Source organism: Achromobacter sp. CF-sbj1-Ac2-l (assembly GCF_052698165.1).
The window spans coordinates 2,515,678-2,529,350 of sequence record NZ_CP199855.1; the positions used below are offsets into that span (position 1 = coordinate 2,515,678).

Consider the following 13,673-nt stretch of genomic DNA (forward strand, 5'->3'; position numbering starts at 1 on the left):
TTGGCCATCAGGGCTGGGTGAGGCCAGCCGGTCGGTCGACGGAAGTCTGCCAAGCCTCGGCCAGATCCGCCAGCAGGCGGTCGGCGATATCGAGTTGCTCGGCGTTCGCTTTCAGATTTGCCGTCAGCAAGGTGCGGACGATGTAATCGTAGAGCCGGGCGAGGTTGGCGGCGATCTCGCCGCCGGCCTCCATGTTCAACCCGGTCTTCAAGCCTTCATCGACGATCTTGATCGCTTTCGAGATGGCCGCGCCGCGCTCGGCGACCCGGCCTTCCTGCAGGTGGATGCGTGCCTGCCCGATCGCCGCCCGGGCACCCATGTACAGCAGGGTGATCAGCCGCTCGGGACTCGCGCCCAGCACCTGGGTTTCCAGGCCGATATCGGCGTAGGAGCGGACGGATTGGGACCCTGTGGGGCGGCGGGCGGCGTAAGTCATTAATGCATCTTCTACAGGTTATTTGCTCGATTTGTTCATCGCCGCAAATTGTTGGGTCAGGTAGTTGGCGGTGGTCTGCATTTGCATGTAGAACTTGTCCAGCGCCACGAAGCGGGTACGCATCTGGTCGATCTCGGCATCGCTGGCGGCCTTGGCCCGCTTTTGCTGGGCGTCCAGATCGCTCATCGACTTGGTCAGGCCGTCGGTGCGCGTCTTGAGCGAACCGGTGCTGCCCAACACGTCCTTGAACGCCTTTTCGAAATTCTTGGCCAGGCCGTTGTCGCCGGTCAGCAGCTTGGTGACGTCGGCCGGGCTGCCGCTCAGTGCCTTGTCCAGCTTGGTCTGGTCGAGCTTGAGCTGGCGCGTCTGCGGATCGGTGGTGATGCCCAGGTCGGCCAGAGAGCGGACAGTGCCCGAGCCCAGCACGGCCTGCAGCGCGCCGGTCACCGAAGACTGGATCGAACGCGTGGTGCCGTCTCCGGTCAGCGGCTGGTTGGTGGCCGCCTTGGCGTCGAAGGCCGTCAGGTTCTTGATGGTCGTCTGCAGCGCGTTGTAGGTCTTGACGAAGTCCTGGATGGCCTTGTTGGCGACCGACGTATCGGATTCGAGCTTCAGCGTGATCGGCTTGCCGGCCTCGGTCTTGTCGGTCAGGTTCAGCGTGACGCCGTCGATGACGTTGGCCACGTTGTTCGAACCGCTCTTGACGGCCAGGCCGTTGATGGTGAGCTGGGCGTCTTCGGCCTTGGTGTTGGCCATGCCGGTGGTGGTGCCGTCGGCGGCGGTGCTGAAGGACAGGATGTCCTTGAGCGACTGGTCGCCGGTGACGGTGATGTTCTTGACCGAGGCCTGGACGCCGGTGTCCTTGGCCGTCAGCATCAGGTAGTTGTTGCCACTGCCGTCGTTGATGACGGTGGCGCGCAGGCCGGACTTGTCGTCGGCGTTGATGGCCTTGACGATGCCGTTGAGCGAGGTGTCGCCCTTGAGGTCGATGGTGCGCTTGGTACCGTCGGCCAGCTCGATTTCGAACGAGCCGGTGTCGCCGTGCTTGGCGGTGCGGTCGGCCACGGCGCCCGATTGCAGGCTCTGGGCGCGCGCCAGGTTGTTCACTTCGATGACGTATTGGCCCGCGACGGCGCCCTCGGCGGCCACAGTGGCCGTCAAGGCGGTGCCGCCGGTGACGCTGCCCTTGATGGCAGCCATCGTCTCGGTCTTGCCCAGTACCGCAGCCGACTTCTGCAGGGCTTCCAGCGAGCTTTGCAGCTGCGCGTAGGCGTCGATGCGAGTCTTGTAGCTGGAGGCGCGGGTGGTGTAGATCGAGAGCTTCTTGTCCTCGGCGGCCTGCAGGTCCGACAGGATCTTTTCCAGGGGCAAGCCGGAAACTGAACCGAGGTTAGTGATAGAGGCCATGTGAAATCCTTCCTAGCGATGCGATTCTGTCAAAAATAGGGTGCCGGCGATTGGCCGGGTAAGGGCATAAGGCGGGCCTAATTCGATGATTCCATCATCGATTGGCGCCAAAACGGGCACAGAAGAAAGTACGGGAATTCATGTCAAGCCGAGGTCTTGATGCCATTTCCCTGCATGTTCACGATCATTTTGGCGATCTTGAGCACAGCTTCGCTGGGGATGGTACGAATGACGTCCCCGGACTTGGCGTCCACCACCGATACCACCACCTGGTGCACGTCCGGGTCGACCTCGAACTGCAACTGGGTCGACCAGGCCTTCATCTGCTCGTTGATTTCGTCCAGCGCCTTGTCGAGCGGCAGCTTCTGCGAATTCGACTGCTCCGACGTCGCGGAATCGGTGCCGCTGCCATTGGTGCTGGCGGCGGGCGGGGCGACGGTGACGGATGGATCTGCGACGACTGGCACGGCCGCGACCGGCGCCGGTGCGAACGTAGCGGGGGCTAAGGGGGTTACGGCCATGATCACTCCAGCGGCGGTGCGGGCGTCTCGGAGGAACGCGCTGTTTTCAGGGAATTCTCAGCTACGATTACGGCAGCGCCGCAGGGAACTTTAGCCCTCGTCACAGCGGGCTGTTTCATGTGCTAACAAGTTGGGATCGGGCAATGAGTGTCAAGACGGCGTTGCGAGTCATCGAAATCATCGAAACCTATGCCCGGGAAAAGCGCGCACTGCCCCTGTCGGAACTGGCCCGGCTGCTGGACGTGCCGGTATCAAGCTGCCTGGCCCTGATCCGCACCCTGACCGGCTTGGGCTATCTCTACGAAACCGGCCGCCGCCAGGGCTACTACCCAACCGGGCGCCTGTTGGCGATGGCGCAACGCATCGCCCGCGCCGACCCGGTGCTGGACAGGGTCTATCCGAGCCTGGTTGAATTAAGGGATGCAACCCGGGAAACCGTCGTATTCGCCAAGTTGACGCAGGACGGCCGGGTGGTCTACCTGGACGTGCTGGATTCGCCGCACACGATCCGATACGCGCCGGTTGCCGGCGAGTTCAAGGACGTACACGCCAATTCGCTGGGCAAGGCGCTCATGTCCCTGATGGATGAGCCGGCCCGTGACGCGCTGCTCGGCAGCGGCCCCTTGACGCGCTACAACGAGCGCACGCTGGTTACGCGCGAAGCGGTGCTGCAGGATCTGACGCTGTCGCGCCAGCGCGGCTGGTTCATGAACAGCGGCGAGTCGATTCCCGACGTCGGCGCCATCGCCTGGCCGGTGACGCTCTCGGGCGAGCACTATGCCATCTCCGTGGGCGGCCCCATCTACCGGATCGAGCCGTGCCAGGAGGAATACGCCCGCATCCTGCGGGCGGCGTGCACCGGGCTGGAACAGCAGTCCTGAGAGGGCGCCGGGGGCGGCGCGCAAGGCGCGTGGCCCGGGCGGCCGGCGCGTCCGGCGTGCGCGCCGGCCGGCAGGGGCCTCAATAGGACTTGGGCAGGCCCAGCACCTTTTCCGCGATAAAGCACATGATCAGTTGCGGGCTGACCGGCGCGATGCGCGGGATGAAGCTCTCGCGCAGCAGGCGTTCCACGTGATATTCCTTGGCGTAGCCCATGCCGCCCAGCGTCATTACCGCGGTCTGGCAGGCGTTGTAGCCGGCCTCGGCCGCCAGATACTTGGCGGCGTTGGCGCTGGGGCCGCAGGGCTGGCCGGCGTCATACAGGCTGGCGGCCTTGAACACCATCAGGTCGGCCGCCTCCAACTGCATCCAGGCCTGCGCCAGCGGGTGCTGGATGCCCTGGTTCTGGCCGATCGGCCGGCCGAATACATGGCGCTCGCCGGCGTAGCGCACCGCGCGCTCCAGGGCGGCGCGGCCGATGCCGACCGCCTCGGCCGCGATCAGGATGCGTTCCGGGTTCAGGCCATGCAGGATGTATTCGAAGCCGCGGCCTTCCTCACCGATGCGGTCCGCCAGCGGGATCCGCAGGCCGTCGATGAACAGCATGTTCGAGTCCACCGCCTTGCGGCCCATCTTCTCGATTTCACGCACCTCGACCTTGCCGCGGTCCAGGTCGGTGTAGAACAGCGACAGGCCCTGCGTCGGCTTGGCCACCTTGGACAGCGGGGTGGTACGCGCCAGCAGCAGCATCTTGTCGGCCACCTGGGCGGTCGAGATCCAGATCTTGCGGCCATGCACCACGTACTCGTCGCCCTGGCGCACGGCGCGGGTGCCGAGCTTGGTGGTGTCCAGGCCGGCGTCGGGCTCGGTGACGGCGAAGCAGGCCTTCTGTTGACCGGCGATCAGCGGCGGCAGCCAGCGGGCGCGCTGCTCGTCGTTGCCGAACACGACCACGGGATTGAGGCCGAAGATGTTCATGTGCACGGCCGACGCGCCGGTGAAGCCCGCGCCCGAGGCGGCGATGGTCTGCATCATCAGCGCGGCCTCGGTCATGCCCAGGCCGGCGCCGCCATGCTCCGGCGGCATGGCGATGCCGAGCCAGCCGTCGCGCGCCAGGTCGGCGTGCAGGGGTTCAGGGAAGCCGCCTTCACGGTCGCGTTCCAGCCAGTATTCGTCGGGATAGCGGGCGCAGATGCGGGATACTGCGTCGCGCAGCGCCAATTGATCGGGGGTGAATGCAAAGTCCATCAGTCGGTTCCATCCTGGGTGATGCGATTGGCAAAGAGCGCGTCGATGCCGGCGGGGTCGTAGCCGGCCTCGGCCAGCACTTCGCGGCTGTGCTGGCCCAGCGTCGGCGCCGGGCGCCGGATGGCGGTCGGCGTGCCCTGGTAGCGGCCGAGGGGGGCGGGGGTGCGCAGGCGGCCCTCGGTCGGGTGCTGGTGGTCCTGCACGAAGCCGGTGGCGGCCAGGTGCTCGTCCTGCAGCAGGTCGTCGACCGTGTAGAGCTGCGATGCGGGGATGTCGGCGTCCGCCAGCTCGCGCAGCCAGTCCTGGCTGGCGCGGGTGCGGATCACGTCGGCGACGAAGGCGTAGACCTCGTCGATATGGGCGGCGCGGGCGCCGTGGGTGTGAAAACGCGGATCCTGCGCCAGTTCCGGCTGGCCGATCAGCGCGAAGAAGTTGCGCCAGTGCTTGTCGTTGTAGATCAGCAGGCAGATGTAGCCGTCGGCGGTGGCGTAGGGCCGGCGGTGCGGCGCCAGCAACCGGGCGTAGCCGGTGGGGCCGAGCGGCGGTTCGAAGGTGGCGCCGCCCAGGTGGTCGCCCAGCACCAGGTGCGCCATGCCCTCGAACATCGGGATCTCGACCTGCTGGCCCTGGCCGCTGGCGCGGGCGTGCAGCACCGCCGACACCAGCGCGATGCCCACATGCAGGCCCACGGCGCGGTCGGCCAGCGTCAGCGGCGCGTAGCGCGGCACGTCGCCGCTCTGCTGCGCCGCCAGCGCGGCGATGCCGGTCTGGCCCTGGATCAGGTCATCGTAGGCGGGCCGGCCGGCGTAGGGGCCGGCCTCGCCGAAGCCGTAGGCGCCCAGGTAGACGATGCGCGGGTTGCGCGCCGCCACCGCCTCGTACGACAGGCCCAGGCGCGTCATGGCCTGGGGGCGGATGTTGTAGAGCAGGGCGTCGCAGGTCTCGGCCAAGCGCAGGCAGGCCTCGCGGCCTTCCGGCGTCTTCAGGTCCAGCACCACCGAGCGCTTGTTGCGGTTCAGGTGCAGGTACAGGTGGCCCATGCCCGGGTTGCGCATCGGGCCGACGGCCCGCATGTTGTCGCCGGCGGGCGACTCGACCTTGATGACGTCGGCGCCCAGGTCGGCCAGCACCTGGGTGGCGTAAGGACCCATCACAACCGAACTGAGGTCCAGGATGCGTACGCCGGACAGGGGGCCGGCGGCCTGCGGGGATGCGGCGGCGGACATTGTCATTGCTGCTCGATCCCCGCGTCGCGGATCAGTTTGCCCCACAGGTCGCGTTGCTCGCCGACGAACCGGCCGAAGGCCTCGGGCGAACTGGAAAACGCGTCAAAGCCCAGGCCCGCCAGGCGCTTGCGCACGTCTGGCTTGGCCACCACCTGCTTGATGGCGTCGTTGAGCTTGGCCACCACCTCGGGCGGCATCCCGGCCGGGCCGAAGTAGCCGTTCCACGAATTCAGGTCGAAGTCCGGCACGCCCGACTCGGCCATGGAAGGCAGGTCCGGCACGATCGCGCTGCGCTCGGCGGTGGACACCGCCAGCGCCCGCAACTGGCCCGACTGCACGAACGGCAGGCCGGACGCCAGGTCGGTGAACATGAAATCGACCTGGCCGCCGACTACGTCGGTCAGGCCCTGCGGCGTGCCTTTATAGGGCACGTGCAGGATGTCGATCTTGGCGCGGTTGGCCAGGGTGGCGCCGGCGACGATGCCGGTGCTGTTGCCGCTGGCGTAGGTGATGCGGCCGGGGTGCTGGCGCGCGTCGGCGACCAGGTCGGCCACGGTCTTCCACGGCCGCTTGGGATTGACGACGAGGATGAAGGGCAGGTTGCCGCCGCGCGCGATGGGGGTGAAATCCTTGACCGGATCGTAGGGGATGTTCTTCATCAGCCAGGGGGCGGCCGAATGCGAGGTATTGGTGGTCACGAACAGCGTGTAGCCGTCCGGCCTGGCGCGCGCCACGTAGCTGGCGGCGATGGTGGCGTTGGCGCCGGGCTTGTTCTCCACCACGATCTGCTGGCCCAGGATGGTCGACAGTTCGGCGCCAAAGATGCGGCCGACCGCATCGGTGCCGGAGCCGGCGGGGAACGGCACGATCAGGGTGATGGGTTTGTTCGGATAGTCCGCGGCGTGTGCCGCTGGCAGGGCCAGGGCGATGGCGCCGCCGACCAGGGTGGCGCCCAGCAGGCGTAGTAGTCGCATGGTTTGTCTCCAGGGGGATGCGAAGCGGGCGCGGCTTCTGCGGCCGCTGCCCGGGATGGGCCGGTCTCCGTGGCGCCTTCAGGCGCCAGCGGTCGATGCGGGGAAACCGCGGATCACGCGGTCCGGGGATTCCTCGTAAGGCGGCGTGTAGATCACCAGCAGCCGCGCGGGCTCGTCGCTGGTCACGGTGAATACGTGCGGAATGTCCGGCGGGAAATAGCAGCAGTCGCCCGGGCCCATGTCGGCCCATTCGTCCCCGACCTGCGCGCGGGCGCTGCCCGACAGCAGGTAACAGACCTGCTCGATGCCCGGGTGGGCGTGCGGCAGCGCGCCCTGGCCTTTGTCGATCACGCCCAGCAGCACTTCCACGCCGCGCGAGCCCACCGTGTCGGGGCCGATCAGGCGGCGGTTGAGGGTGCCGGTATGGTTGGCCGGGTGGTAGCCGGGCACCTCGGCCTCGCGGACCAGCCAGGCGGGGGTTTTGCGCTGCGTCATGTCTCATCCTTGTTAGTTTTCATATGTGAATTCATTTTCACGTATGAGAAAAACATCGGCAAGCGGGTTTTCCCGGCGATCCCGCGGCGTCCCCGGGGGATTAGGGAAAACACCGGGCATGCGCTGCTAAAATCATGGGCTGTTCACCTTTGCGATCCCGCCTCATGTCTTCCGCACTCAAGCCCGCCGCCGGCGCCACCCTGTCCGATTGGCTGCAGTACCTGGAATCGATCCACGCCACCGCGATCGACATGGGCCTGGAGCGCGTGCGGGAAGTGGCTGCCCGGATGAACCTGGAACTGCCGGGCGTGAAGTTCGTGGTGGGCGGGACCAATGGCAAGGGCTCGACCTGCGCGATGCTGGAGTCGATCCTGCTGGCCGCGGGTTACAAGGTCGGGCTATACACCTCGCCGCACCTCATCGATTTCAACGAGCGCGCGCGCGTCAATGGGCAGATCGCCTCGGACGAGGCCCTGATCGAGCAGTTCATCGCGGTCGAGGCCGCGCGCGGCGAGACGTCCCTGACGTACTTCGAATTCACCACGCTGGCCATCCTGCGCCTGTTCTCGCAATCGCGGCTGGACGCGGTGGTGCTGGAAGTCGGCCTGGGCGGCCGCCTGGACGCCGTCAACATCATCGATGCCGACTGTGCCATCGTCACCAGCGTCGACCTGGACCACATCGAGTACCTGGGCGACACGCGCGAGAAGATCGGTTTCGAAAAGGCCCATATCTACCGCGCCGGCCGGCCGGCCATCTGTGCCGATCCGGTGCCGCCGCAGTCGCTGCTTGATTACGTCGAGCAGATCGGCGCCGACCTGTGGCTGTTCAGCCGCGACTACAACTATTCCGGCGACCGTCAGCAGTGGGCCTATGGCGGCCGCGAACAGCGCCGCAGCGCGCTGGCCTATCCCGCGCTGCGCGGCGCCAACCAGTTGCTGAACGCGTCGGCGGCCCTGGCCGCGCTGGAATCGGTGCGCGACCGCCTGCCGGTGCCGCAGCAGGCGGTGCGCCAGGGCCTGTTGCAGGCCTCGCTGCCCGGCCGTTTCCAGATCCTGCCGGGCCAACCCACGGTGATCCTGGACGTGGCGCACAACCCGCATGCGGCCGCGGTGCTGGCCCAGAACCTGGATAACATGGGTTTCCATCCGTATACCTATGCGGTGTTCGGCATGCTCAATGACAAGGACCTGGCGGGTGTGCTGGCCAAGATCGGCACGCGCATCGACCACTGGTTCTGCGCCGGCCTGCCGGGACCGCGCGGCGGCTCCGGCGAACACCTGGCCGAACGGGTGGCGGCCGGCCTGCCAGCCGCGCCCGCCGGGGCTGAGGCGCCGGGCGTCTCGGCCTACGCCGATCCCGCCCAGGCCTTTGCCGCGGCGCGCGAACGGGCAGGGGAGAATGATAGAATCGTGGTGTTCGGATCATTTCTCACCGTGGCCTCGGTTTTGCAGTCTCTGGGTCGCAAGGCGTAGGCAAGAGCGGCATAGGCAAACATGGGTTTTTTCAAACGCAAGGATCCTGCCGACCAGGCGCAACCCTCCAAGCGAGCGGCCGTGCCGAGCGAGGTTCAGGCGGCCGAGTTGCGCGGGCGCGCCCGTCGCCGGCTCGCGGGCGCCATCGCATTGGTGCTGGCGGCCGTCATCGTCCTGCCGATGGTGCTGGATTCCCAGCCGACGCCCGTGGCCGACAACATCCCCATCAAGGTGCCGGAACGCACCACGCCATTCCAGCCGCAGGTGAGCGAGCCGCAGGCGACCGCGCCCGCCGCGCCGACGCAAGGCGCCACGCCTGGCGAGTCGTCCGGTGTCGCGACGCCGCCGCCTGTGACCTCGCCGCAAGCCGCCGCGCCGCAGGCCGCGACGCCGTCCACCACGACGCCGCCGCCGGTCACGACGCCGCCCGCCACGACCCCGCCCGCCGCCACGCCGCCGCGCACCCCGCCGCCCAAGCCCGAACCCAAGCCCGAGCCGAAGCCGGCCACGCCCAAGCCCGAGACCCGCTCGGACGACGGCGCCCGCGCCCTGGCGTTGCTCGAAGGCCGTTCCGCGCCCGCCGCGACGTCGGCGCCCAAGCCGCAGGCCGCCAAGGGCAATTTCGTGCTGCAGATCGCCGCCTACACGACGTCCGAGGACGCCCAGTCGCGGCGCAGCAAGCTGCATCAGGCGGGCGTCACCAACGCGTTCGTCGAGCAGGCTTCCATCGGGGGCAAGCAGCAGTACCGTCTGCGGGTGGGGCCGTTCCCCTCGCGCGAGGCGGCCCAGGCGGCCCAGGCGCGGTTGCGCACCCTGGGCTATGACAACGGTTTCATCGCCGCCCAGTAGTGACCGGCTTCGACTTCGTCGTGCTGGCCATCCTGGTGGTATCGGGTGTGCTGGGCCTGGTGCGCGGCCTGCTCAAGGAAGTGCTGTCGCTGGTCGCGTATCTGCTGGCCTTCGTGGCCGCGATCTGGTGGGGGCCCACGGTCTATACCTGGCTGGAGCCCTATATCGAAACAACGCTGCTGCGCATGGGTGTCTCGTACGCGGTGGTCTTCATTATCGTGCTGCTCGGCGTGGGGTTGGTCAACATGACGCTTGCCGCCTTGATCCGCAGCACCGGGCTGAGCCCGGCCGATCACGGCCTGGGCGGCATGTTCGGACTGGCCCGGGGGCTGCTCATCGTGCTGGCGCTGGTCGCCGCCGCCGGCTATACGCCGTTGCCGCAGGAGCCGTGGTGGCAGGACGCCATGTTTTCGCATTCGGCCATCGAGGCCATCAAACATATCAAGACGTGGCTGCCGCCGTCCCTGGCGACATGGCTGCCGTATTGATTAGCTTCACATCAACCAGGAAATCTCACCATGTGTGGAATCGTAGGGGTCATCGGGCGCGGGCCGGTCAACCAGCTGCTCTATGACAGCTTGCTGCTGTTGCAGCATCGCGGGCAGGATGCCGCGGGCATCGCGACGTCGCAAGGCAACCAGTTCAATATGTACAAGGCGCACGGCCTGGTGCGCGACGTATTCCGCACGCGCAACATGCGTGCCCTGCCGGGCACCTCGGGCGTGGGCCAGGTGCGTTATCCCACCGCCGGCTCCAGCGCCAGCGAGGAAGAGGCCCAACCGTTCTACGTCAACGCCCCGTTCGGCATCATGTTCGCCCACAACGGCAACCTGACCAACTGGCGCGAGCTGCGTGAGTCGCTCTACCGCGTCGACCGCCGCCACATCAACACCAATTCCGACTCGGAAGTGCTGCTGAACGTGCTGGCCCACGAGCTGCAATCGGCCGCCAGCGGCGTCTCGCTCGATGACGACGCCATGTTCCGCGCCGTTGCCGCCGTGCACAAGCGCGTGCGTGGCGCCTACGCCGTGGTGGCGCAGATTTCCGGTTACGGCCTGCTGGCGTTCCGCGATCCCAACGGCATCCGTCCGCTGTGCATCGGCCGCCAGGAAACCGACGAAGGCGTCGAGTGGATGGTGGCCTCGGAATCCGTGGCGCTGGAAGGCAGCGGTTTCGCCTTCGTGCGCGACGTCGAGCCGGGCGAAGCGGTGTTCGTCGACCTGGACGGCCGCTTCGTCAGCCGCCAGTGCGCCGACAATCCGCAACTGGTGCCCTGCATCTTCGAATACGTCTACTTCGCCCGTCCCGATTCGCTGATCGACGGCGTGTCGGTGTACGACGCGCGCCTGCGCATGGGCGAGTACCTGGCCGACAAGGTCGCGCGCAACATGCGCCTGGGCGACATCGACGTGGTCATGCCGATCCCCGATTCCTCGCGTCCGGCCGCCATGCAACTGGCCGCGCGCCTGAACCTGGACTACCGCGAAGGCCTGATCAAGAACCGCTACGTCGGCCGCACCTTCATCATGCCCGGCCAGGCCGTGCGCCGTAAATCGGTGCGCCAGAAGCTCAATGCCATCGGCATGGAGTTCAAGGGCAAGAACGTGCTGCTGGTGGACGACTCCATCGTACGCGGCACCACCAGCCGCGAGATCGTCGACATGGCGCGCGCCGCCGGCGCCAACAAGGTGTACTTCGCCTCGGCCGCGCCTCCGGTGCGCTTCCCCAACGTCTACGGCATCGACATGCCGACGCAGAGCGAACTGATCGCCACCGGCCGCAGCGACGAGGAAATCGCCCGCGCGATCGGCGCCGACAGCCTGGTCTACCAGGACCTGCACGACATGCAGCATGCGGTGCGCGACCTCAACCCGAAGCTCTCGCGCTTCGAGGCGTCGTGCTTCGATGGCGAGTACATCACCGGCGACATCACCGCGGAATACCTGGCTCGCCTGGGTCAGTCGCGCGCGGAGTCGGGCGACGGCGAAGGCGCCAGCGGCCTGCAGTTCAACATGGGCTATGCCGCCAACGACGCCTGAGTTCGACGCGCTCCATGCCAAAGCCGCTCCCCGGGGAGCGGCTTTTTTTTGTTTCACGATGACGCTGTCATCGCGCGCCTGACGCGGCTGAGAAAACGCCGGTCAGCGGGCAGGCAGGCACCGGTCGCCAACAAATTTCATGCCGCGAGGGGATCACTCGTTCGATACTGCCGAACAGAGAGGCGATCGCCATGCCGGGCAAAGAAGACGCCTGCGCCAAGAGCGAGGAGGAAACCGAGCGATAGCGAGAGCATGGGCGGTAATGTCAGCCTGGGCCGTCGCTCGCGGCCGCGAGCAGCGGCACCAGGATGTCGCTGATCGGCGTCGGAACGCCATGAACCCGGCCGCGACGCGCGATGATGCCGTTGCGGATATCCCATTCCAGTGGCCGGCCTGCTTCCCGGTCAGTGAGGATGGAGGTGCCCATGTCGGCAGGGGCCAACTGGAATTTGCCGAGGATCTCTTGCGATACGTCCTCGCCGAGTTCAATGCCCTCTGCGCGTGCCACGGCCAGGCATTCGCGTAAATAGGTCAACGCCAGCCCGGCAATGTCGGCGCGGCTGAACATGCCCGAGCGACGATGCGTGAGCGCCATGAGGCCCGCCACCGCGTTCTGCAACAGCTTGCGCCAGGCGAGCGCGCTGAAGTTTTCCGCCAAGTCCACGGCGCACCGCGTGCCTTGCAGTGCCCGCGCCACGACACGCGCGGCAGCCGTGTCTGGCAGAGTCAGGCGTGCCTCGCCGCGCAGGCGGACCGAGCCATCGGATTGCGCCTGGGCCGGAAACCACACGACAGCGGGAACGATGTGCCCGCTTGGCACGTGTGAGCGAACCCTCTCCACCTGTTCGATACCGTTCTGCAAGACGCACACCACGGTTTGCGGCCCGACCAGCGCGGCAAGCCAGTCTGCGGCCGCCTCGATCTGCGTGGCCTTGACTGCCAGAAACACAAGATCAGCCGGGCGAGTGATCTGCTTCGGGCTCGTGCGAACCGGGCCGGGGACGCTGATGGTGCGGCCGTCTTCCAGCAGCGTCAGGTGATCGCGGGGAGTCCGTCCACACAGCAAGGGCGTGCAGTCGATCTCATGCAGCATCGCCGCGACCGTGGTGCCGATCGCACCGGGTCCCACGATGGCGACAGCAGTGTTGATTTCAGTGTTCATGAACGCGGATTCCTTTAACGCCATCTGTGCATGGGCCGTTGTGCCCCTCATGCGGTGCATGTAATATATTACCTATGAATAAAGATAATGGTAATTCTATTACAGAAGGCGAGCGCCGATTGCAGCAATGGATCGGCAGCATTCAAGCGCGAAGCGGCGACCTCGCCGCGAGCGAGGCGAAGGTTGTCGATCTGCTGCTCACCGATCCTTTGTTTGTTGGCGTCAGCACGACCGCTCAGGTTGCCGCCCAGGCCGGCGTTTCGCCGCCAACGGTGATCCGCGCGGCGCGTGCGCTTGGGTTCAGCGGCTTTGCCGAGCTGAAGATCGAGATAGCCCGTGCCCGCGGCACAGCCCGGTTCTTCGCTCCGCCCGAAGTGCTCAGCGCGGATGCGACGTCGGGCTCCGTGCTGGAAACCTCCATCCGTGCCGGCGCCGATGCACTCACTGCGCTGGGCGGGGCCATCGAACTCCCTGCGCTGGATAAGGCCGTGGGTTTGATCCAGCGCGCGCGGCAGGTCTTTGCGTTCGGTGCCGGCCCTTCCTCGACGGTGGCCGCCGATGCTGTCTTCCGTCTGCGCGCGGTCGGCGTGATGACGGTAGGCATCACCGATCACTTGTCGGCCATGATTGCGGCGCGGCTCCTGGGCGCCGAGGACGTCGTCATCGCCGTCAGTTCGACTGGCCGCACGTCATCCACGCTTGCCGTTGCCGATGCGGCGTCATCGGCCGGCGCCTCGCTGATTGCCATCACCAACCAGTACGACACGCCTTTGGCAGCCCTCGCGGACGTCGCGCTTGTCGTCGGCGGCGCGCCGCTACCGGCACAGATGGCCGCTGCGGCAAGCCGGTTGGCCCAACTCGTCGTGCTTGACGCGCTGGTCGCCACCCTCGCGCTGCGCGATCCAGATCGCAGCCGCCTGGCCGAGCGGGCAGGCATTGATCTGCCTGACATTTCCTGATGC

The 13,673-nt window shown here is 67.0% G+C and carries 14 protein-coding genes; 6 read left to right on the top strand and 8 right to left on the bottom strand.

The features are described from left to right. Positions 1–7 precede the first annotated feature (7 nt). From fliS to ACUDCK_RS11500, 3 genes are all read right to left on the bottom strand, one after another. Positions 8–436, bottom strand: a complete 429-nt coding sequence (gene fliS, locus ACUDCK_RS11490) for a flagellar export chaperone FliS (RefSeq protein WP_054502836.1) — start codon at positions 434–436, stop codon at positions 8–10. 18 nt (positions 437–454) lie between these two features. Next, positions 455–1,843: a flagellar filament capping protein FliD gene (gene fliD, locus ACUDCK_RS11495; RefSeq protein ID WP_054502835.1), complete on the bottom strand. Its 1,389-nt coding sequence runs from the start codon at positions 1,841–1,843 to the stop codon at positions 455–457. 143 nt (positions 1,844–1,986) lie between these two features. Next, the gene (locus tag ACUDCK_RS11500; protein ID WP_054502834.1) at positions 1,987–2,364 is read right to left on the bottom strand and encodes a flagellar protein FlaG; all 378 of its coding nucleotides are present in this window, start codon (positions 2,362–2,364) and stop codon (positions 1,987–1,989) included. Between the two features lie 143 nt (positions 2,365–2,507). Here ACUDCK_RS11500 and ACUDCK_RS11505 point away from each other — a divergent pair, with 143 nt between their 5' ends. Next, positions 2,508–3,245 (top strand): IclR family transcriptional regulator, encoded by a 738-nt coding sequence (locus ACUDCK_RS11505; protein ID WP_054502833.1) that lies wholly within the window; start codon positions 2,508–2,510, stop codon positions 3,243–3,245. Between the two features lie 79 nt (positions 3,246–3,324). On the opposite strand, the gene ACUDCK_RS11510 is transcribed toward ACUDCK_RS11505, so the two are convergent. The 4 genes from ACUDCK_RS11510 to ACUDCK_RS11525 all read right to left on the bottom strand — a co-directional run bounded on the left by ACUDCK_RS11510 (position 3,325) and on the right by ACUDCK_RS11525 (position 7,186). After that, a complete protein-coding gene (locus ACUDCK_RS11510; protein ID WP_175167453.1) occupies positions 3,325–4,491 on the bottom strand; it encodes an acyl-CoA dehydrogenase family protein in 1,167 nt (388 codons plus the stop codon). Continuing rightward, a complete protein-coding gene (locus ACUDCK_RS11515; protein WP_175167452.1) occupies positions 4,491–5,723 on the bottom strand; it encodes a CaiB/BaiF CoA transferase family protein in 1,233 nt (410 codons plus the stop codon). Before ACUDCK_RS11515 ends, ACUDCK_RS11510 begins: the two co-directional genes overlap by 1 nt. Further along, entirely contained in the window at positions 5,720–6,691 is a 972-nt protein-coding gene (locus tag ACUDCK_RS11520) for a Bug family tripartite tricarboxylate transporter substrate binding protein (protein WP_175167451.1), read from the bottom strand. The genes ACUDCK_RS11515 and ACUDCK_RS11520 overlap by 4 nt, the downstream gene beginning before the upstream one ends. A 78-nt stretch (positions 6,692–6,769) precedes the next feature. Continuing rightward, positions 6,770–7,186 (bottom strand): cupin domain-containing protein, encoded by a 417-nt coding sequence (locus ACUDCK_RS11525; protein ID WP_054502829.1) that lies wholly within the window; start codon positions 7,184–7,186, stop codon positions 6,770–6,772. Between the two features lie 164 nt (positions 7,187–7,350). Between ACUDCK_RS11525 and folC the strand changes: the two genes are divergently transcribed. From folC to purF, 4 genes are read left to right on the top strand one after another with little or no spacing between them, the layout of a single operon-like run. Further along, positions 7,351–8,661: a bifunctional tetrahydrofolate synthase/dihydrofolate synthase gene (folC, locus tag ACUDCK_RS11530; RefSeq protein WP_054502828.1), complete on the top strand. Its 1,311-nt coding sequence runs from the start codon at positions 7,351–7,353 to the stop codon at positions 8,659–8,661. 21 nt (positions 8,662–8,682) lie between these two features. Next, positions 8,683–9,510 carry an SPOR domain-containing protein gene (locus ACUDCK_RS11535; RefSeq protein ID WP_175167450.1) on the top strand — a complete coding sequence of 276 codons (828 nt, stop codon included), beginning with the start codon at positions 8,683–8,685 and terminating at the stop codon, positions 9,508–9,510. Further along, positions 9,510–9,998 (top strand): CvpA family protein, encoded by a 489-nt coding sequence (locus tag ACUDCK_RS11540; RefSeq protein ID WP_006385208.1) that lies wholly within the window; start codon positions 9,510–9,512, stop codon positions 9,996–9,998. The genes ACUDCK_RS11535 and ACUDCK_RS11540 overlap by 1 nt, the downstream gene beginning before the upstream one ends. 30 nt (positions 9,999–10,028) lie before the next feature. Beyond that, positions 10,029–11,549, top strand: coding sequence for an amidophosphoribosyltransferase (purF, locus tag ACUDCK_RS11545; RefSeq protein ID WP_175167449.1), 1,521 nt, complete (start codon positions 10,029–10,031; stop codon positions 11,547–11,549). 265 nt (positions 11,550–11,814) lie between these two features. On the opposite strand, the gene ACUDCK_RS11550 is transcribed toward purF, so the two are convergent. Beyond that, positions 11,815–12,711: an oxidoreductase gene (locus ACUDCK_RS11550; RefSeq protein ID WP_175142471.1), complete on the bottom strand. Its 897-nt coding sequence runs from the start codon at positions 12,709–12,711 to the stop codon at positions 11,815–11,817. A gap of 74 nt (positions 12,712–12,785) precedes the next feature. On the opposite strand from ACUDCK_RS11550, the gene ACUDCK_RS11555 reads away from it, so the two are divergent. Further along, complete coding sequence (locus ACUDCK_RS11555) at positions 12,786–13,670, top strand: SIS domain-containing protein (protein WP_116793427.1); 885 nt, start codon at positions 12,786–12,788, stop codon at positions 13,668–13,670. Positions 13,671–13,673 lie beyond the last annotated feature (3 nt).